At 66.5% G+C, this 18,151-nt stretch carries 16 protein-coding genes; 12 read left to right on the top strand and 4 right to left on the bottom strand.

All coding sequences use genetic code 11. The features are described 5' to 3' along the window. Nucleotides 1-28 precede the first annotated feature (28 nt). The 10 genes from VL15_RS01650 (at nucleotide 29) to VL15_RS01605 (ending at nucleotide 12,205) form a co-directional block, all read left to right on the top strand. Complete coding sequence (locus VL15_RS01650) at nucleotides 29-373, top strand: FmdB family zinc ribbon protein (protein WP_048242742.1); 345 nt, start codon at nucleotides 29-31, stop codon at nucleotides 371-373. 61 nt (nucleotides 374-434) lie between these two features. Further along, the gene (locus tag VL15_RS01645; protein ID WP_048242740.1) at nucleotides 435-1,085 is read left to right on the top strand and encodes a DUF502 domain-containing protein; all 651 of its coding nucleotides are present in this window, start codon (nucleotides 435-437) and stop codon (nucleotides 1,083-1,085) included. Between the two features lie 67 nt (nucleotides 1,086-1,152). Then, on the top strand, nucleotides 1,153-2,955 hold the full coding sequence (gene aspS / locus VL15_RS01640; protein ID WP_048242739.1) for an aspartate--tRNA ligase: 1,803 nt from the start codon (nucleotides 1,153-1,155) through the stop codon (nucleotides 2,953-2,955). A gap of 160 nt (nucleotides 2,956-3,115) precedes the next feature. Further along, nucleotides 3,116-3,610: a dihydroneopterin triphosphate diphosphatase gene (nudB, locus tag VL15_RS01635; RefSeq protein WP_048242738.1), complete on the top strand. Its 495-nt coding sequence runs from the start codon at nucleotides 3,116-3,118 to the stop codon at nucleotides 3,608-3,610. After that, entirely contained in the window at nucleotides 3,607-4,881 is a 1,275-nt protein-coding gene (gene clsB / locus VL15_RS01630) for a cardiolipin synthase ClsB (protein ID WP_048242737.1), read from the top strand. Before nudB ends, clsB begins: the two co-directional genes overlap by 4 nt. Nucleotides 4,882-5,081: 200 nt before the next feature. Continuing rightward, nucleotides 5,082-5,681, top strand: coding sequence for a TetR/AcrR family transcriptional regulator (locus VL15_RS01625; RefSeq protein WP_047898994.1), 600 nt, complete (start codon nucleotides 5,082-5,084; stop codon nucleotides 5,679-5,681). Nucleotides 5,682-5,739: 58 nt separating this feature from the next. Then, entirely contained in the window at nucleotides 5,740-7,527 is a 1,788-nt protein-coding gene (locus VL15_RS01620) for an acyl-CoA dehydrogenase C-terminal domain-containing protein (protein WP_048242736.1), read from the top strand. A 113-nt stretch (nucleotides 7,528-7,640) separates the two neighbouring features. After that, the gene (locus VL15_RS01615) at nucleotides 7,641-10,076 is read left to right on the top strand and encodes a 3-hydroxyacyl-CoA dehydrogenase/enoyl-CoA hydratase family protein (RefSeq protein WP_048242735.1); all 2,436 of its coding nucleotides are present in this window, start codon (nucleotides 7,641-7,643) and stop codon (nucleotides 10,074-10,076) included. 70 nt (nucleotides 10,077-10,146) lie between these two features. Then, a complete protein-coding gene (locus VL15_RS01610) occupies nucleotides 10,147-11,346 on the top strand; it encodes an acetyl-CoA C-acyltransferase (RefSeq protein ID WP_048242734.1) in 1,200 nt (399 codons plus the stop codon). A 91-nt stretch (nucleotides 11,347-11,437) separates the two neighbouring features. Next, entirely contained in the window at nucleotides 11,438-12,205 is a 768-nt protein-coding gene (locus VL15_RS01605; RefSeq protein WP_048242733.1) for an enoyl-CoA hydratase, read from the top strand. A gap of 51 nt (nucleotides 12,206-12,256) precedes the next feature. On the opposite strand, the gene fdhD is transcribed toward VL15_RS01605, so the two are convergent. Beyond that, a complete protein-coding gene (gene fdhD, locus VL15_RS01600) occupies nucleotides 12,257-13,123 on the bottom strand; it encodes a formate dehydrogenase accessory sulfurtransferase FdhD (protein ID WP_419188647.1) in 867 nt (288 codons plus the stop codon). A gap of 115 nt (nucleotides 13,124-13,238) precedes the next feature. Here fdhD and VL15_RS01595 point away from each other — a divergent pair, with 115 nt between their 5' ends. Continuing rightward, nucleotides 13,239-13,721 carry a nitrate reductase associated protein gene (locus tag VL15_RS01595; protein WP_048242731.1) on the top strand — a complete coding sequence of 161 codons (483 nt, stop codon included), beginning with the start codon at nucleotides 13,239-13,241 and terminating at the stop codon, nucleotides 13,719-13,721. A 38-nt stretch (nucleotides 13,722-13,759) separates the two neighbouring features. Here the strand turns inward: VL15_RS01595 and VL15_RS01590 are convergent, their stop codons facing one another. Continuing rightward, nucleotides 13,760-14,155, bottom strand: coding sequence for an acyl-CoA thioesterase (locus VL15_RS01590; RefSeq protein ID WP_048242730.1), 396 nt, complete (start codon nucleotides 14,153-14,155; stop codon nucleotides 13,760-13,762). A gap of 175 nt (nucleotides 14,156-14,330) precedes the next feature. Here VL15_RS01590 and VL15_RS01585 point away from each other — a divergent pair, with 175 nt between their 5' ends. Further along, entirely contained in the window at nucleotides 14,331-16,202 is a 1,872-nt protein-coding gene (locus VL15_RS01585; protein ID WP_048242729.1) for an ABCB family ABC transporter ATP-binding protein/permease, read from the top strand. Nucleotides 16,203-16,296: 94 nt separating this feature from the next. Here VL15_RS01585 and murU read toward each other — a convergent pair whose 3' ends face one another. Next, nucleotides 16,297-17,016 (bottom strand): N-acetylmuramate alpha-1-phosphate uridylyltransferase MurU, encoded by a 720-nt coding sequence (murU, locus tag VL15_RS01580; protein ID WP_048242728.1) that lies wholly within the window; start codon nucleotides 17,014-17,016, stop codon nucleotides 16,297-16,299. Between the two features lie 31 nt (nucleotides 17,017-17,047). Further along, nucleotides 17,048-18,097 carry an aminoglycoside phosphotransferase family protein gene (locus VL15_RS01575; RefSeq protein ID WP_048242727.1) on the bottom strand — a complete coding sequence of 350 codons (1,050 nt, stop codon included), beginning with the start codon at nucleotides 18,095-18,097 and terminating at the stop codon, nucleotides 17,048-17,050. Nucleotides 18,098-18,151: the final 54 nt, after the last annotated feature.

Genomic DNA, 18,151 nt, shown 5'->3' with positions numbered 1-18,151 from the left:
CGTTTCCAGTTTCCGCGGGAAAAATATCATGCCGATCTACGCCTATCGATGCGAAGCGTGTGGTTTCGCGAAGGACGTGCTCCAGAAGATGAGCGACGCGCCGTTGTCGCAGTGCCCGGAATGCGGGAAGGATGCGTTTCGCAAGCAGGTAACTGCCGCGGGCTTCCAGCTGAAGGGCTCGGGTTGGTACGTCACCGATTTCCGTGGCGGTTCGGGTGGCGCCAGTGCGCCGGCGACCGCGTCGGGTGACGCGGCTGCGACTGCGCCCGCCGCGGCGGAACCGGCAGCGGCCGGGCCGGCCGCAGCGAGTTCCGAAAGCACGACGACGAGCGCCGCGCCCGCCCCGGCTGCAGCGCCCGCCGCCAGTAGTTGACCGTCGCGGTCCGACCGGGCCGCGACCACCCCGCGCCGCCGGCGCGGTTCATTGACGGCAGATGATGAAAAAGACGACCCTGAAATCGGTGTTTCTGACCGGCCTGCTGGTTCTCGTCCCGCTCGCGATCACGCTGTGGGTGCTCGGTCTCATCATCGGCACGATGGACCAGACGCTGCTCCTGCTGCCTGAATCGTGGCAGCCCGAGCGGATGCTCGGCTTCCACCTGCCGGGGATCGGCGCGGTGCTGACGCTTGCGTTCATCTTCGTCGTCGGTCTGGCCACGCGGAATTTCGTCGGCCAGAAGCTCGTCACCTGGTGGAATGCAGTCGTGCGCCACATCCCGGTCGTGGGGCCGATCTACACGAGCGTCAAGCAGGTATCGGACACGCTGCTGTCGAGCAGCGGCAACGCGTTCCGCAAGGCGCTGCTGATCGAATATCCGCGTCGCGGCTCGTATACGATCGCGTTTCTGACCGGCACGCCCGGCGGCGACGTGCTCAATCATCTGACGGAAGAATACGTGAGCGTGTATATCCCGACGACGCCGAACCCGACGTCGGGCTTCTTCCTGATGCTGCCGAAGAGCGAAGTCATCGAACTCGACATGTCGGTCGATGCCGCGCTGAAGTACATCGTCTCGATGGGCGTCGTGGCGCCCCCGGCGCCGGCTCCGGCGCCCGCCCGCCGCCCCGTCGAGCCGCCGCTGTAAGTAAAGAATCATCGCCCGGGCCGCGCGTTGCGGCGCCCGTTGATCAAACCGAACGAAAGCAAACATCATGTCGATGCGTACTGAATACTGCGGTCTCGTGACCGAACACCTGCTGGGCCAAACCGTGTCGCTGTGCGGCTGGGTGCAGCGCCGCCGCGATCACGGCGGTGTGATCTTCATCGACCTGCGCGATCGTGAAGGCCTCGTGCAGGTGGTGTGCGACCCGGATCGCGCGGAAATGTTCGCGACCGCCGAAGGCGTGCGCAACGAGTTCTGCGTGCAGGTGAAGGGTCTCGTGCGCAACCGTCCGGAAGGCACGGTCAATGCCGGGCTGAAGAGCGGCAAGATCGAAGTGCTGTGCCACGAGCTGACCGTGCTGAACGCGTCGGTCACGCCGCCGTTCCAGCTCGACGACGACAACCTGTCGGAAACGACGCGTCTCACGCACCGCGTGCTCGACCTGCGCCGTCCGCAGATGCAGCACAACCTGCGCCTGCGTTACCGCGTCGCGATCGAGGCGCGCAAGTACCTCGACGAGCAGGGCTTCATCGACATCGAAACGCCGATGCTGACGAAGAGCACGCCGGAAGGCGCGCGCGACTACCTCGTGCCGTCGCGCGTGAACGCGGGCCAGTTCTTCGCGCTGCCGCAGTCGCCGCAGCTGTTCAAGCAGTTGCTGATGGTCGCGAACTTCGACCGTTACTACCAGATCACCAAGTGCTTCCGCGACGAGGATCTCCGTGCCGACCGTCAGCCGGAATTCACGCAGATCGACTGCGAGACGTCGTTCCTCGGCGAGCAGGAAATCCGTGACCTGTTCGAAGACATGATCCGTCACATCTTCAAGACGACGATCGACGTCGAACTCGACGCGACGTTCCCGGTCATGCCGTACTCGGAAGCGATGGCGCGTTTCGGTTCGGACAAGCCGGACCTGCGCGTGCAGCTCGAATTCACCGAGCTGACCGACGCGATGAAGGACGTCGACTTCAAGGTGTTCAGCACGCCGGCCAACGCGAAGGACGGCCGTGTCGCGGCGCTGCGCGTGCCGAAGGGCAGCGAGCTGTCGCGTGGCGACATCGACGGCTACACCGAATTCGTGCGCATCTACGGCGCGAAGGGCCTCGCATGGATCAAGGTCAACGAGAAGGCGAAGGGCCGTGACGGCCTGCAGAGCCCGATCGTCAAGAACCTGCATGACGCATCGATCGCGGCGATTCTCGAGCGCACCGGCGCTGAAGACGGCGACATCATCTTCTTCGCGGCCGACCGCGCGAAGGTCGTCAACGACAGCCTCGGCGCGCTGCGCCTGAAGATCGGCCATTCGGAATTCGGCAAGGCGAACGGCCTCGTCCAGGCCGGCTGGAAGCCGCTGTGGGTCGTCGACTTCCCGATGTTCGAATACGACGACGAAGATGCACGCTACGTCGCCGCGCACCACCCGTTCACGAGCCCGAAGGACGAGCACCTCGAGTACCTCGAGACCGACCCGGGCCGCTGCCTCGCGAAGGCCTACGACATGGTGCTGAACGGCTGGGAAATCGGCGGCGGCTCGGTGCGTATCTACCAGGAGGAAGTGCAGAGCAAGGTGTTCCGCGCACTGAAGATCGGCGCGGAAGAGGCTCAGCTGAAGTTCGGCTTCCTGCTGGACGCACTGCAATACGGCGCGCCGCCGCATGGTGGTATCGCATTCGGTCTTGACCGCATCGTCACGATGATGGCCGGCGCCGATTCGATCCGCGACGTGATCGCGTTCCCGAAGACGCAGCGTGCGCAGGATCTGCTCACGCAGGCGCCGAGCCCGGTCGACGAGCGTCAGCTGCGCGAACTGCACATCCGTCTGCGTCAGCCGGAACAGCCGAAGGCGTAACGCGCTTTCGCAACCCCTCGTGTGTGCGGCGACGCGCACACGACGCACATGAAAAAGGCGCTGCGATGCGCCTTTTTCGTTTTTTGCGGTACAGTCGCAGCACTTGCCGCACGTTCGGAGCACATGCTCGGCGCGCGGCCCTGTGCCGCATGAAACAAAGATGACGAAGCCGCCGAAAATCCCCGAATCCGTTCTCGTCGTGATCTACACGCCCGACCTCGATGTGCTGGTGATCAAGCGTGCCGACCAGCCCGATTTCTGGCAATCGGTGACCGGATCGAAGGACATGCTCGACGAGCCGCTCGCGGTCACCGCCGCACGCGAAGTGGCCGAGGAAACCGGCATCTCGATCGGCACGCCGGACGTGCCCGCCACCGCGCTCGCCGACTGGCGCCACCGGATCGAATACACGATCTATCCGCAATACCTGCATCGTTATGCACCGGGTGTCACGCGCAACACCGAGCACTGGTTCGGGCTGTGCGTGCCGCGTTGCGTCGACGTGACGCTGTCGCCGCGCGAGCATGTCGACCATGCATGGTTGCCGTTCCGCGAGGCGGCCGCGCGCTGCTTCTCGCCGTCGAACGCCGAGGCGATCCTGCAATTGCCCGCGCGCGTGGCACTCGCGCGGGCGCCGCACGGCTCGTCCGCATGACTGCGGAGACCCGCAAGCGTTTCGCGCAATTGCGGCAGATGTTCCTGCAGGAACGCGGTTCCGCGTCGCGGCTCGCGTTCACGGCGGGCAACACGGTGCGACTGTGCGAGGGCGGCTGCGAATTCTTCGCGGCACTGATCGAACGGATCGATGCGGCCCGCGAGCAGGTGATGCTCGAAACCTACATCTTCTGCGACGACGCCGCCGGCCGCCCGGTGTCGGACGCGCTGATCCGCGCGGCGCAGCGTGGCGTGCGCGTGCGCGTGATCACCGACGGCATCGGCACCGCGCGCCTGCCGCTGTTCGACACGTGGGTCGCGGCGGGCGTCGAGCACAGCATCTACAACCGCTTCCTGTTCGGCCGTTTCGGCTTCTCGCGCACGCACCGCAAGCTCGCGGTGATCGATCACGCGGTCGCGTTCTGCGGCGGCATCAACATCGTCGACGACTATGCGCAGGGCGGTGCGACGCTACCGTTTCCGCGCTGGGATTTCGCGGTCGAGATGGCGGGGCCCGCGGTGTCCGACGTGCGCGCCGCGTTCGAACTGCAGTGGCACCGGATCCGGTTCGGCCACAAGCCGTATGCGCAATACGCGGCCGGGCTGCACGGAGGCGAAGCGTTCCCCGACATGTTCCGGCGCTGGATGCGCAGCCACCGGTGGATCAAGGCCGGCGCGCTGCGGGTCGTGACGGAGCCGAGCGTCGCGTTCGTCGCGCGCGACAACGTCGTGAACCGTCGTGCGATCGAGAAGGCCTATCTCGCGGCGATCGGCCAGGCGCGCCAGCAGATCCTGCTCGCGAATCCGTACTTCATGCCGGGCCGCAAGCTGCGCCGCGCGCTGACGGGCGCCGCGCGGCGCGGCGTCGACGTGCGGATCCTGGTCGGCCGCAAGGAGTTTGCGGCGCTCGATACGGCCGTGCCGTTCCTCTACCATGCGCTGCTGCGCGCGGGCGTGCGCGTGGCCGAATACGACAAGACGATGCTGCACGGCAAGGTGGCCGTGATCGACGACAACTGGGCGACGGTCGGCTCGTCGAATCTGGACGCGCTGAGCCTGATGCTGAACAATGAGGCCAATGTCGTGCTGGTGCGCTACGATGCAGTGACGAACGAACTGCGCGACGCGATCACGGCCGCGTTCGCCGACGGCCGGGAGATCGATCCCGCGCGATTTGCCGCGCGCCCGCGCATCGAGCGTCTGCTGAACTGGCTGGCCTATACGACGTATCGTGTCGTGATGAAGGCGCTGACGGTCGGCGGTTACGACTGACGCGGACTAAGCGTTCGCTTCAAAAAATCTGTCCGCACGTTCGTGCGGAAAAGCCGCTCCGGCCTCGCCGGAATCGCGCAAAATAGCGGCTCGGTTAGACACCGGTTTCTAATAATTTCCTTGTTTCGCGAGCGGCCGCACTCAATAATAGTACGGCCGTTCGATTTTATTCGAACCCCCGAACGGTTACAGAAATAGCTATGCGAAAAGGCGAACAGACGCGTGCCGCGATACTTGAAGCTGCTTTGGACCTCGCCAGCCGTGACGGGCTGGAGGGGCTGACGATCGGCCTGCTGGCCGAGCGCATGCAGATGAGCAAGAGCGGCGTGTTCGCGCACTTCGGATCGCGCGAGGACCTGCAGGTCGAGGTTGTCCGCGAGTATCACCATCGTTTCGAAAACGAGGTGTTCTTTCCGAGCCTGCGCGAGTCGCGCGGTCTGCCGCGTCTGCGGGCGATGCTGGCGCGCTGGATCGAGAAGCGCATCCAGGAGGTGACGACTGGGTGCATCTACATCAGCGGCGCAGTGGAGTACGACGACCGGCCGGACAGCCCCGTGCGCGAGCAGTTGATCGCGAGCGTGACAGCCTGGCGTGCCGCGTTGCTGCGCGCCATTTCGCAGGCGATGGAAGAGGGGCATCTGCGCACGGATACCGATCCGGACCTGATGCTCTTCGAGCTGTACAGCTTCACGCTCGGCCTGCATCACGACGCGCGCTTCCTGCATTCGCCGGACGCCGTGCGCCTCACGTGGGCCGCGCTGGAAAAGACGATTGTTTCGTATCAGAGCGAGAGCCGTTAGCGGCGCGTCAACCGCCCGCCAGGAGCTCGAGCCGTTTTGCCCACCTTTGGAGAGAGTCATGGGACAGTACGCCGCGCCGCTGCGCGACATGCAATTCGTGTTGCACGAGCTTCTGAACGTCGAAGCCGAAGTCAAGCAAATGCCCAAGCATGCGGACCTCGACGCCGACACGATCAACCAGGTCCTCGAAGAAGCGGGCAAGTTCTGCTCCGAGGTGCTGTTCCCGCTGAACCAGGTCGGCGACCGCGAAGGCTGTACGTATGAAGGCGACGGCGTCGTGAAGACCCCGACCGGCTTCAAGGAGGCCTACCGGCAATACGTCGAGGCCGGCTGGCCGGCGCTCGGCTGCGATCCGGACTACGGCGGCCAGGGCCTGCCCGCGTTCGTGAACAACGCGCTCTACGAAATGATGAATTCGGCGAACCAGGCATGGACGATGTATCCCGGCCTGTCGCACGGCGCGTACGAATGCCTGCACGCGCACGGCGCGCCGGAACTGCAGAAGGCCTACCTGCCGAAGCTCGTGACGGGCGAATGGACCGGCACGATGTGCCTGACCGAGCCGCACTGCGGCACCGACCTCGGCATCCTGCGCACCAAGGCCGAACCGAACGGCGACGGCTCCTACTCGATCAGCGGCACGAAGATCTTCATCTCGAGCGGCGAACACGACATGGCGGAGAACATCGTCCACCTCGTGCTCGCGCGCCTGCCGGAAGCGCCGCAAGGCACGAAGGGCATCTCGCTGTTCATCGTGCCGAAGTTCATTCCCGACGCAGCGGGCGCGCCGGGCGAGCGCAACGGCGTCAAGTGCGGCTCGATCGAGCACAAGATGGGCATCCACGGCAATTCGACTTGCGTGATCAACCTCGACAACGCGAAAGGCTGGATGGTCGGCGAGCCGAACAAGGGCTTGAACGCGATGTTCGTGATGATGAACGCGGCCCGTCTCGGCGTTGGCGCACAGGGCCTCGGCCTCACGGAAGTCGCGTACCAGAACTCGCTCACGTATGCGAAGGAGCGTCTGCAGATGCGCTCGCTGACGGGCCCGAAGGCACCGGACAAGCCGGCCGACCCGATCATCGTGCACCCGGACGTGCGCCGCATGCTGCTCACGCAGAAGGCCTACGCGGAAGGCGCGCGCGCGTTCACGTACTGGTCCGCGCTGCAGATCGACAAGGAGCTGTCGCACGCCGATGAAACGGTGCGCAAGGAGGCGGCCGACCTCGTCGCGCTGCTTACGCCGATCATCAAGGCGTTCCTGACCGACAACGCATTCGAGTGCACGAACCACGCGATGCAGATCTACGGCGGCCACGGCTTCATCTCCGAGTGGGGCATGGAGCAGTACGTGCGCGACGCGCGGATCAACATGATCTACGAAGGCACGAACTCGATCCAGTCGCTCGATTTGCTGGGCCGCAAGGTGCTCGGCGACATGGGCGCGAAGCTGAAGAAGTTCGGCAAGCTCGTCACGGAATTCGCGGAAGCCGAAGGCGTGAAGCCGGAAATGGCCGAGTTCATCAACCCGCTCGCCGACATCGGCGACAAGGTGCAGAAGCTGACGATGGAAATCGGCATGAAGGCGATGCAGAACCCCGACGAAGTCGGCGCTGCCGCCGTGCCGTACCTGCGCACCGTCGGCCACCTGGTGTTCTCGTACTTCTGGGCGCGGATGGCGCGCCTCGCACTCGACAACGAAGCGTCGGGCGATCCGTTCTACAAGTCGAAGCTCGCGACGGCCCGCTTCTACTTCGCGCGCCTGCTGCCCGAGACGGCATCGACGATCCGCGCCGCGCGCGCCGGCTCGAAGACGCTGATGGAAGTCGACGAATCGCTGTTCTGACGCGAGTCCGGGCGGTGCGCGATGCGTGCCGCCCGAACGCAACGGTTCCTGGTACTCACTACGCTGTGCAGCCCTCACATCCCGCGCTGCACGACATTATCCGGAGACATCCCGTGAGCAATTTCCTGATTCGCAAGGTCGCCGTGCTGGGCGCCGGCGTGATGGGCGCGCAGATCGCCGCGCACCTCATCAACGCGCGCGTGCCGGTGCTGCTGTTCGACCTGCCGGCCAAGGAAGGCCCGAAAAACGCGATCGCACTGAAGGCGATCGAGAACCTGAAGAAGCTGTCGCCCGCGCCGTTCGGCGTGAAGGACGACGCGAAGTACCTCGAGGCAGCCAACTACGAAGACGACATCGCGAAGCTCGCCGAGTGCGACGTCGTGATCGAGGCGATCGCCGAGCGGATGGACTGGAAGCACGACCTGTACAAGAAGGTCGCACCGCACATTGCACCGAACGCGATCTTCGCGACCAACACGTCGGGCCTGTCGATCACGAAGCTGTCCGAAGGTTTCTCGGACGAGCTGAAGTCGCGCTTCTGCGGCGTGCACTTCTTCAACCCGCCGCGCTACATGCACCTCGTCGAGCTGATCCCGACCGCGCATACGCGCCCGGAGATCCTCGACCAGCTCGAGACGTTCCTGACGAGCATCGTCGGCAAGGGCGTCGTGCGCGCGAAGGACACGCCGAACTTCATCGCGAACCGCGTCGGCATCTTCTCGATCCTCGCGGTGATCACCGAGGCTGCGAAGTTCGGCCTGCGCTTCGACGAAGTCGACGATCTGACGGGCAGCCGCCTCGGCCGCGCGAAGTCGGCGACGTTCCGCACCGCGGACGTGGTCGGCCTCGACACGATGGCGCACGTGATCAAGACGATGCAGGACAACCTGGCCGACGATCCGTTCTTCCCGGTCTACCAGACGCCTGCCGTGCTCGCCGAACTGGTGAAGCAGGGCGCGCTCGGCCAGAAGACGGGCGGCGGTTTCTACAAGAAGGAAGGCAAGGCGATCAAGGTGCTCGACGCGAAGACGGGCAGCTACGTCGACGCCGGCGCGAAGGCTGACGAAACCGTCGGCCGCATCCTGAAGCGTCCGCCGGCGGAGCGCCTGAAGCTGCTGCGCGAGACGGACCATCCGCACGCGCAGTTCCTGTGGTCGATCTTCCGCGATGTGTTCCATTACATCGGCGTGCATCTCGAGTCGATCGCCGACAACGCGCGCGACGTCGACCTCGCGATCCGCTGGGGCTTCGGCTGGAACGAAGGCCCGTTCGAAGGCTGGCAGGCTGCTGGCTGGAAGCAGGTCGCCGAGTGGGTGCAGGAAGACATCGCGGCCGGCAAGGCGCTCGCGAACGTGCCGCTGCCGTCGTGGGTGCTCGAAGGCGCGGTCGCCGAGAAGGGCGGCGTGCACACGGCTGAAGGCTCGTGGGCGCCGGCTGCGCAGCGCTTCGTGCCGCGTTCGGACCTCGCGGTCTACGGCAAGCAGGTATTCCGCGCGCCGCTGCTCGGCGAAGCGGGTGCCGATCCGAAGTCCTACGGCAAGACGCTGTTCGAGACCGACGCGGTGCGCGCATGGGTCGACGACCGTGCGGGCGAGGACGACGTCGTGATCGTGTCGTTCAAGTCGAAGATGAACACGATCGGACCGAGCGTGATCGACGGCCTCGTGCAGGCGATCGAGCTCGCGGAGAAGGACTACAAGGGCGTGGTGATCTGGCAGCCGACGTCGCTGAAGCTCGGCACGCCGGGCGGTCCGTTCTCGGCCGGCGCGAACCTCGAAGAGGCGATGCCCGCGTTCATGATGGGCGGCGCGAAGGGCATCGAGCCGTTCGTGAAGAAATTCCAGGAAGGCATGCTGCGCGTGAAGTACGCGAACGTGCCGGTCGTCGCGGCCGTGTCGGGCATCGCGCTCGGCGGCGGGTGCGAGCTGATGCTGCACAGCGCGAAGCGTGTCGTGCACGTCGAAAGCTACGTCGGTCTCGTCGAAGTGGGCGTCGGCCTCGTACCGGCGGGCGGCGGCCTGAAGGAAGCGGCGCTGCGCGCGGCGGAAGCCGCAACGGCCGCGAACGCGACCACCGACATCCTGAAGTTCGTGACGAAGTCGTTCGAGAACGCGGCGATGGCGAAGGTGTCGGCATCCGCGCACGACGCACGTGCGATGGGCTACCTGAAGCCGTCCGACACGATCATCTTCAACGTGTTCGAACTGCTCGATACCGCGAAGAAGGAAGCGCGCGCGCTGGCCGCAACCGGCTACCGCGCACCGCTGCGGGCGAAGGACGTGCCGGTCGCGGGCCGCTCGGCCATCGCGACGATCAAGGCATCGCTCGTCAACATGCGTGACGGCCGTTTCATCAGCGACCACGACTACCTGATCGCGAGCCGCATCGCCGAAGCCGTGTGCGGCGGCGACGTCGAAGCCGGCAGCCTCGTCGACGAGCAGTGGCTGCTCGCGCTGGAGCGCCGTGCGTTCGTTGAGCTGCTCGGTACGCAGAAGACGCAGGAACGGATCATGGGCATGTTGCAGACCGGCAAGCCGGTGCGTAACTGAGCGAGCGGACAACTTTGCATGGGACCGAAGCGGGCGCCGAAGCACCCGCTCCGTCCAACAGGAGTTTGAAATGAGCAAACAATTGCAAGACGCATACATCGTCGCCGCCAGCCGCACCCCGATCGGCAAGGCACCGCGCGGTGTGTTCAAGAACACGCGCCCGGACGAGCTGCTGGTCCACGCGATCAAGTCGGCGGTCGCGCAGGTGCCCGGCTTCGACACGAAGCTGATCGAAGACGCGATCATCGGCTGCGCGATTCCGGAAGCCGAACAGGGCCTGAACGTCGCGCGCATGGGCGCGCTGCTCGCGGGCCTGCCGCAGACGGTCGGCGGCGTGACGGTCAACCGTTTCTGCGCGTCGGGCATCACCGCGCTCGCGATGGCGGCCGACCGCATCCGCGTCGGCGAGTCGGATGCGCTGTTCGCGGGCGGCTGCGAATCGATGAGCATGGTGCCGATGATGGGCAACAAGCCGTCGATGTCGCCGCACATCTTCGATCGCAACGAAGATTTCGGCATCGCGTACGGGATGGGCCTGACGGCCGAGCGCGTCGCCGAACAGTGGAAGGTGAGCCGCGAAGACCAGGACGCGTTCTCGGTCGAGTCGCACCGCAAGGCGCTCGCCGCGCAGCAGGCTGGCGAGTTCAACGACGAGATCGCCGCGTACACGCTCACCGAGCGTTTCCCGAACCTGGCAACGGGTGAAGTCGACGTTAAGACGCGCGAGATCGCGCTCGACGAAGGTCCGCGTGCGGATACGTCGATCGAAGGCCTCGCGAAGCTGCGCGCGGTGTTCGCGAACAAGGGTTCGGTCACGGCCGGCAACAGCTCGCAGACGTCGGACGGCGCGGGTGCGCTGCTGGTCGTGTCGGAGAAGGTGCTCAAGGCGTTCAACCTGACGCCGCTCGCGCGCTTCGTGAGCTTCGCGGTGCGCGGCGTGCCGCCGGAAATCATGGGCATCGGCCCGAAGGAAGCGATTCCCGCCGCGCTGAAGGCCGCGGGCCTGAAGCAGGACGATCTCGACTGGATCGAGCTGAACGAGGCGTTCGCCGCGCAATCGCTGGCGGTGATCCGCGATCTCGGCCTCGACCCGTCGAAGGTCAACCCGCTGGGCGGCGCGATCGCGCTCGGCCACCCGCTCGGCGCGACCGGCGCGATCCGCGCGGCGACCGTCGTGCACGGCCTGCGCCGCCGCAACCTGAAGTACGGCATGGTCACGATGTGCGTCGGCACCGGCATGGGCGCCGCAGGCATCATCGAACGTCTGTAAGCGGGACGCGACCATAGCGACGACGGTGCGCGGGCCACGAGCTCGCGCACCGTTTTTTCATTCCGGTAGAGGCAAGTCAAAGGAGACGGTTGTGTCCGAAATTCAAGTGGAACGCGCCGAAGGCGTGATGACGATCACGATCGCGCGCCCGGCGAAGAAGAATGCGCTGACGGCGGCGATGTACCAGACGATGGCCGATGCACTGGCCGACGCGCAGGAAGACAAGGCGGTCCGCGTGATCCTGCTGCGCGGCAGCGACGGCAATTTCAGCGCGGGGAACGATCTCGAGGATTTCCTGAAGGCGCCGCCGAAGGACGAGAACGCATCGGTGTTCCAGTTTCTCGCGCGAATCAGCGGTGCGCAGAAACCCGTCGTCGCTGCGGTGCCGGGCATCGCGGTCGGCGTCGGCGTGACGATGCTGTTGCACTGCGATCTGGTCTACGCGGCCGATACCGCAATGTTCTCGCTGCCGTTCGCGCAGCTCGGGCTGTGCCCGGAAGCCGCATCGAGCGTGCTGCTGCCGCGCCTGGCCGGCCATCAGGTCGCCGCGGAGAAGCTGCTGCTCGGCGAGGCGTTCGATGCACTGGAAGCGCACCGGATCGGCATCGTGAACCGCGTGCTGCCGGCTGCGGAGCTCGACGCGTTCGCGGCGAAGCAGGCGGCGAAGCTCGCGGCACTGCCTGCGTCGTCGCTGCGCGTGACGAAGGCGCTGCTGAAGGATACGGGCGGCGTGGCGACGGCCGCGCGGATGGCCGAGGAAGCGGGGCATTTCTCCGCGATGCTGCGCGCGCCGGAAGCACGCGAGGCGATGACGGCGTTCTTCGAGAAGCGCAAGCCGGATTTCCGTCAGTTCGACTGACGGAGCAGGCCGCGCCGGCGGTGGCTTACCGGCGCGATCCCGCCCTTGCGATCAGGCCGTGCCGTAGTCGACGTGGCCGGTTTCGCGGCAGAAGCTGACGAGCCGCAAACCGGCCGCCTTCGCGATGTCGATCGCGAGCGATGACGGCGCGGAGATCGTCGCGACCAGCGGGATGCCGACCCGTGCGGCCTTGCGCACGAGCTCGTAGCTGGCGCGGCTCGACAGGAACACGAAGCCGTCGGTCGTGTCGGCGCGCGACAGCACGAGCGAGCCGATCAGCTTGTCCAGCGCGTTGTGGCGGCCGACGTCCTCGAACGCCGTCCGGATCGCGCCTGTTGCGTCGCACCACGCGGCCGCATGCAGGCCGCCCGTGAGCTGCGTGAGCGCCTGGTGGGCCGGCAGCGCCTGCGCCGCGTGTGCCAGCGCGTCGGGCGCGAGGCGTGTGAGAAAGCCCGTGTCGGGCACGCGTTCGGGCGCGAGGTCGAGCAAATCGATGCTTTCGATCCCGCACACGCCGCAGCCGGTGCGCCCCGCGAGCGCGCGGCGCCGGTCCTTCAGCGCCGCGAACGCCTGCTGGACGACTTCCAGGTGCACTTCCGCGTGCGGCAGCGGTGCGTCGATATGCAGGATCACCTCGATGTCCTTGATGTCGCTGCCGCGCGCGACGATGCCTTCCGAGATCGCGAAACCGACCGCGAACGCTTCGAGGTCGCATGGCGTACACATCATCACCGCGTGCGAGATGCCGTTGAAGACGAGTGCGACCGGCCATTCCTGGCCGACGTAGTCGTGCGCGGTTTCGACGGTGCCGCCGCGCGTGCGGCTCACGGACAGTTCGATCGCGCCGCGCGGTTCGGCGCCCGGTTCGTCGCGCGGTTCGTCGCGCGGTTGATCGATCTTGGTCGGATTCACGAGCACTCCCGTTGATTCGAAGCGCGGCCGGCGACAATCGTGTCCGCCGCCCGCGTGCAGAGGTTCTAAAATACCTCAGGCAGGCCGGCCGCGCCGGCATCCGCCAAGTCAGGTAACGACCATGGGACTCAGCGACGCTCCGTTGCTATTCAATTTCGAACACGATTCGTCGGAAAACTTCACGTACATCCCGATGATCGTGCGTTTCAACCTCGACCGTTTCGGTTTGCGGATTTCACTCGAGCAATGGCAACTGCTGCCGCTCGAGGACCGCAAGCTGCTCGCGCGCTTTCCGGCCGACGACGACACCGCGATCGAGCCCAACTTCGATCATGCGCTGTTCGAGATGCTGCGCACGCATGCCGATCTGGAACCGTCATGGTTCCAGCCGGACGAGCGGCCGACCTGGCGCGCCGTCGATACGGTGCCGGAGTCGCTCGTGCAGCAGAGCGCGCTGGCCGGGCTGTCGGCGCCTGCGCTCGCGCAGTGGCAGCGGCTCGCGCCGTTCCAGCGCTACGTGCTGGTGAAGCTGTCGCGCAAGCCGAAGCTGAATCACGATTTCCTGCCCGCGATGCGGGAGTTCGGGCTGACGGCCACGCACTGACGTGGCCGTCAGCCGCGCCGCGGCGCGGCGCTCGCCCGTCAGAGCGGCGGCAGTTGCCGCGGCTTGCGGTCCGGGCCGGTCGCGACGTACGTGAGCGTCGCTTCGGTGACCTTCACGACTTCGCCCATCAGGCGCATGCGCTGCGCGTACACCTCGACGTCGACCGTGATCGACGTGTTGCCGGTACGCGTGATGGTCGCGTAGAAGCTCAGCAGATCGCCGACGAACACCGGCTGCTTGAACACGAACGAGTTGACCGCGACCGTCGCGACGCGGCCGTTCGCGCGCTGGCTCGCGGGAATCGAGCCGGCGATGTCGACCTGCGACATGATCCAGCCGCCGAACACGTCGCCGTGGACGTTCGCGTCGTGCGGTTGCGGGACGACGCGCAGCGCGGGCTGCATTTGCGGGAGGTCGAGGGTCGAATCGGTCATGGCGGGGGCTTTCATCCTGTAATAAATACGCCGCCGCGCGCAGGCTGGCCGGCGAGGCCGCCGGCAGCGGCGCGAAGCGGCTTCTGCGACAATACAACGTTCGCAAATTGTACGAGAAAGCGGGCGAGCCGGCCGCCGATGCACGCGTCCGGCCCAGCCGCCGATCCTTCCCCCCATGCGCCGATTTCCTGCTTCCGGTGAGCCCGCGCCGGCTTCGACCGGGCCCCGCAACGACTGGCAGACCATCCGGTCGCTGCTGCCGTATCTGGCCACCTACAAATGGCGCGTCGCGCTTGCGCTCGGCTGCCTGATCGGCGCGAAGGTCGCCAACCTTGGCGTGCCGGTCGTGATGAAGCGCATCGTCGACCACCTGTCGTCCGTGCAGCAGCTCACCGCGCTCGGCCGCGCCGAACAGTCGGCCGGCATCGTGCTCGCGGGCGGCGTCGGGCTGCTGGTCATCGCGTATGCGCTCGTCCGGCTGTCGACGTCGCTGTTTACCGAACTGCGCGAGATCCTGTTCTCGAAGGTCACCGAGAGCGCGGTGCGCCAGCTCGCGCTGCAGGTGTTCAGGCACCTGCACGGGCTGTCGCTGCGCTTCCATCTCGAACGCCAGACGGGCGGCATGTCGCGCGACATCGAGCGCGGCACGCGCGGCATCCAGCAACTGATTTCCTATTCGCTGTACAGCATCCTGCCGACGCTCGTCGAGGTCGGGCTCGTGCTCGGTTTCTTCGTGGTCAAGTACGAGGCCTATTACGCGTACGTGACGTTCGCGGCGCTGGCCACGTACATCGTGTTCACCGTGAAGGTCACCAACTGGCGCACGCACTTCCGCCGCACGATGAACGAGCTCGACTCGCGCGCGAACTCGCGGGCGATCGATTCGCTGATCAACTACGAGACGGTGAAGTACTTCGGCAACGAGGAGTGGGAAGCGCAGCGCTACGACGAGAACCTGAAGCGCTACCGGAAGGCCGCGATCCGCTCGCAGAATTCGCTGTCGGTGCTGAACTTCGGCCAGCAGGCGATCATCGGCACGGGGCTCGTGCTGATTCTGTGGCGCGCGACGCAGGGCGTGCTCGCGGGCAAGCTGACGCTCGGCGATCTCGTGCTGATCAACACGTTCATGCTGCAGCTCTACATTCCGCTGAATTTTCTCGGCGTCGTCTATCGCGAGCTGAAGCAGAGCCTCACCGACATGGACCGGATGTTCGGGCTGCTGTCGTCCGCGAAGGAAGTCGCGGACTTGCCCGATGCGCGACCGCTCACGGTGGCCGGTGCACAGGTGCGCTTCGAGCACGTGAACTTCGCGTACGAGCCGGCGCGGCAGATCCTGCACGACGTGACGTTCACGATCGACGCGGGCACGACGACCGCGGTGGTCGGCCACAGCGGCTCCGGGAAGTCGACGCTGTCGCGGCTGCTGTTCCGCTTCTACGATCTCGACCGGCAGGCGGGTGGCGCGATCCGGATCGACGGCCAGGATATCCGCGACGTCACGCAGGACTCGCTGCGCGCATCGATCGGGATCGTGCCGCAGGACACCGTGCTGTTCAACGATTCGATCTACTACAACATCGCGTACGGCCGGCCGACCGCGACTCGCGACGAGGTGGTCGCGGCCGCGCGCGCCGCGCACATCCACGATTTCATCGAAAGCTTGCCGAAGGGTTATGACACGCCGGTCGGCGAGCGCGGGCTGAAGCTGTCGGGCGGCGAGAAGCAGCGCGTCGCGATCGCGCGCACGCTGCTGAAGGATCCGCCGGTCCTGCTGTTCGACGAGGCGACGTCGGCGCTCGATTCGCGCTCGGAACGCGCGATCCAGCACGAGCTCGACCAGATCGCGCGGCATCGCACGACGCTCGTGATCGCGCACCGGCTGTCGACGGTCGTGCACGCGCAGCAGATCCTGGTGATGGATCACGGGCGGATCGTCGAGCGCGGCACGCACGACGAACTCGTGCGCGCGGACGGGCTGTATGCCCAGATGTGGGCGCTGCAGCAGCAGCGCGCGGCGGCGGGCGGCGAAGAGGCCGAGGCCGCGTAAGCGGCGGGGCTGCGCGCCGTGGCGCGCGGCAGGCAGGCGACGGTCTGCCGGAAGGGGGGGCGGGCGGTGCCGTGCCGGACCGTCCGTCGTTCGGTCAGCCCGCGGCGCGCAGCCGCGCGTCGAGCTCGCCGAGCTGCGCGGGCGTGCCGACGTTCTCCCAGATGCCTTCGTACAGTTCGCCGCTCGCGCGGCCGGCTTCGATCGTCGCGCGGAAGTACGGCGTCAGTGCGCGTCGCGTGCCGGGTGCGAGATCGCGGAACATGCGCGAGTCGTACAGGCCGATGCTGCCGAACGTAACGCGCTCGCCGCCGTCGAGCGACAGGCGCCCGTCGCCACCGAGCACGAAGTCGCCGGACGGATGGAACGGCGGATTCGGCACCATCACGAGATGCATTGCGGGCGCGTCGAGCGCCGACATGTGTGCTGCACGGACGGCGAGCCTGCCGTAATCGAACTCGGCGAACACGTCGCCGGCCACCGCGACGAACACCGTCGACCGTCCGTCGCGCTCCAGCAGCGGGAGCGCCTGCGCAATCCCGCCGGCGGTCTCCAGCGCGTCGCCCTCGGCCGAATACGCAATCCGCACGCCCCAGCGCGAACCGTCGCCGAGCGCGGCCTCGATCCGCTCGCCGAGCCATGCGTGGTTGATCACGATCGTCTCGATGCCCGCACGCGCGAGCGCTTCGATCTGCCACACGATCAGCGGCTTGCCGCCCGCTTCGAGCAGCGGCTTCGGGCGGGTGTCGGTCAGCGGGCGCATCCGTTCGCCGCGCCCGGCGGCGAAGATCATCGCCGTGGTCAGGGTGTCGCTCATGTTCGGCTGGGTGTCGGGTCGGTCGGGACGGTCAGAACGTATAGCCGACGTCGGCCGGTGCGTTGCCCTCGAGCTCGTCGAGCAGCTTCGCGAACGGCACGAGCGGGCGGTAGCGCAGCGCGACCTTGCGCGCATACGTAATGAAGCGCGGCAGGTCGTTCAGGTAGTGCGGCTTGCCGTCGCGGTAATTGATGCGTGCGAACAGGCCGAGAACCTTGATGTGGCGCTGCAGGCCCATCCATTCGAGCTGGCGGAAGAACTCGCCGAAATCGGGGTCGACCGGCAGGCCGGCCTTTTTCGCCTTTTCCCAGTAGTACGCGAAGCAGTCGAGCTCGAACTCCTCGTCCCAACTGATGAACGCGTCGCGCAGCAGCGACACGACGTCGTACGTCAGCGGCCCGTAGACGGCGTCCTGGAAGTCGAGCACGCCCGGGTTCGGCTCGCAGACCATCAGGTTGCGCGGCATGAAGTCGCGCAGCATGAAACCCTGCGGCTGCGCGTGCGCGCTGGCGACCAGCAGCGCGAAGGTGCGGTCGAGCGTGCCGCGCATCGCATCGGTGACGGGCTTGCCGAGGTGGCGGCCGACGTACCACTCGGGCATCAACTCCATTTCGCGGCGCAGGAACGCCTCGTCGAACGGCGGCAGCACGTCGGGCTTCGACGTGAGCTGGAAGCGGATCAGCGCGTCGAGCGCGTCGCGCATCAGCGGCTTCGCGGCGGCCGGGTCGGCCGGATCGAGCACCGAGATGTACGACGTGCGGCCGAGGTCCGTCACGAGCATGAAGCCCGCGTCGAAATCGTGGGCCAGCACGTCCGGCACGTGATCGCCGGCCGCGGCGAGCAATTGCGCGACCTGGACGAATTCGCGGCACTTCTCGGGCGGCGGCGCGTCGACGGCGATCAGCGTGCCGCCGGGGCTCGTGGCCGATGCAACACGGAAATAACGGCGGAAACTGGCGTCCGACGACGCCGGCGCGAGGGTCGACAGGTCGAGGGCGTAGCGCTCGGCGAGCGGGTGCAGCCACGCGGTGAGCGCTTCGAGGCGGGCGTCGGGCTGGGATGCGGCGGATGGGGGCGTCATGAAACTCGGGGGAGGGGAGAACGTCTTGCCATATAATACCCCACGACTTTTTTG

Source organism: Burkholderia cepacia (assembly GCF_001039005.1).
Taxonomy (GTDB): Bacteria; Pseudomonadota; Gammaproteobacteria; order Burkholderiales; family Burkholderiaceae; genus Burkholderia; species Burkholderia theae.
This window is presented reverse-complemented; position numbering and strand designations above follow the sequence as displayed.

What these genes read in the sequence shown, in the direction of transcription:
- VL15_RS01650 (WP_048242742.1), top strand. Translation starts at nt 29, where the DNA reads ATGCCGATCTACGCCTATCGATGCGAAGCGTGTGGTTTCGCGAAGGAC.
- VL15_RS01645 (WP_048242740.1), top strand. Translation starts at nt 435, where the DNA reads ATGATGAAAAAGACGACCCTGAAATCGGTGTTTCTGACCGGCCTGCTG.
- aspS (WP_048242739.1), top strand. Translation starts at nt 1,153, where the DNA reads ATGTCGATGCGTACTGAATACTGCGGTCTCGTGACCGAACACCTGCTG.
- nudB (WP_048242738.1), top strand. Translation starts at nt 3,116, where the DNA reads ATGACGAAGCCGCCGAAAATCCCCGAATCCGTTCTCGTCGTGATCTAC.
- clsB (WP_048242737.1), top strand. Translation starts at nt 3,607, where the DNA reads ATGACTGCGGAGACCCGCAAGCGTTTCGCGCAATTGCGGCAGATGTTC.
- VL15_RS01625 (WP_047898994.1), top strand. Translation starts at nt 5,082, where the DNA reads ATGCGAAAAGGCGAACAGACGCGTGCCGCGATACTTGAAGCTGCTTTG.
- VL15_RS01620 (WP_048242736.1), top strand. Translation starts at nt 5,740, where the DNA reads ATGGGACAGTACGCCGCGCCGCTGCGCGACATGCAATTCGTGTTGCAC.
- VL15_RS01610 (WP_048242734.1), top strand. Translation starts at nt 10,147, where the DNA reads ATGAGCAAACAATTGCAAGACGCATACATCGTCGCCGCCAGCCGCACC.
- VL15_RS01595 (WP_048242731.1), top strand. Translation starts at nt 13,239, where the DNA reads ATGGGACTCAGCGACGCTCCGTTGCTATTCAATTTCGAACACGATTCG.
- VL15_RS01590 (WP_048242730.1), bottom strand. Translation starts at nt 14,155, where the DNA reads ATGACCGATTCGACCCTCGACCTCCCGCAAATGCAGCCCGCGCTGCGC.
- VL15_RS01585 (WP_048242729.1), top strand. Translation starts at nt 14,331, where the DNA reads ATGCGCCGATTTCCTGCTTCCGGTGAGCCCGCGCCGGCTTCGACCGGG.
- murU (WP_048242728.1), bottom strand. Translation starts at nt 17,016, where the DNA reads ATGAGCGACACCCTGACCACGGCGATGATCTTCGCCGCCGGGCGCGGC.
- VL15_RS01575 (WP_048242727.1), bottom strand. Translation starts at nt 18,097, where the DNA reads ATGACGCCCCCATCCGCCGCATCCCAGCCCGACGCCCGCCTCGAAGCG.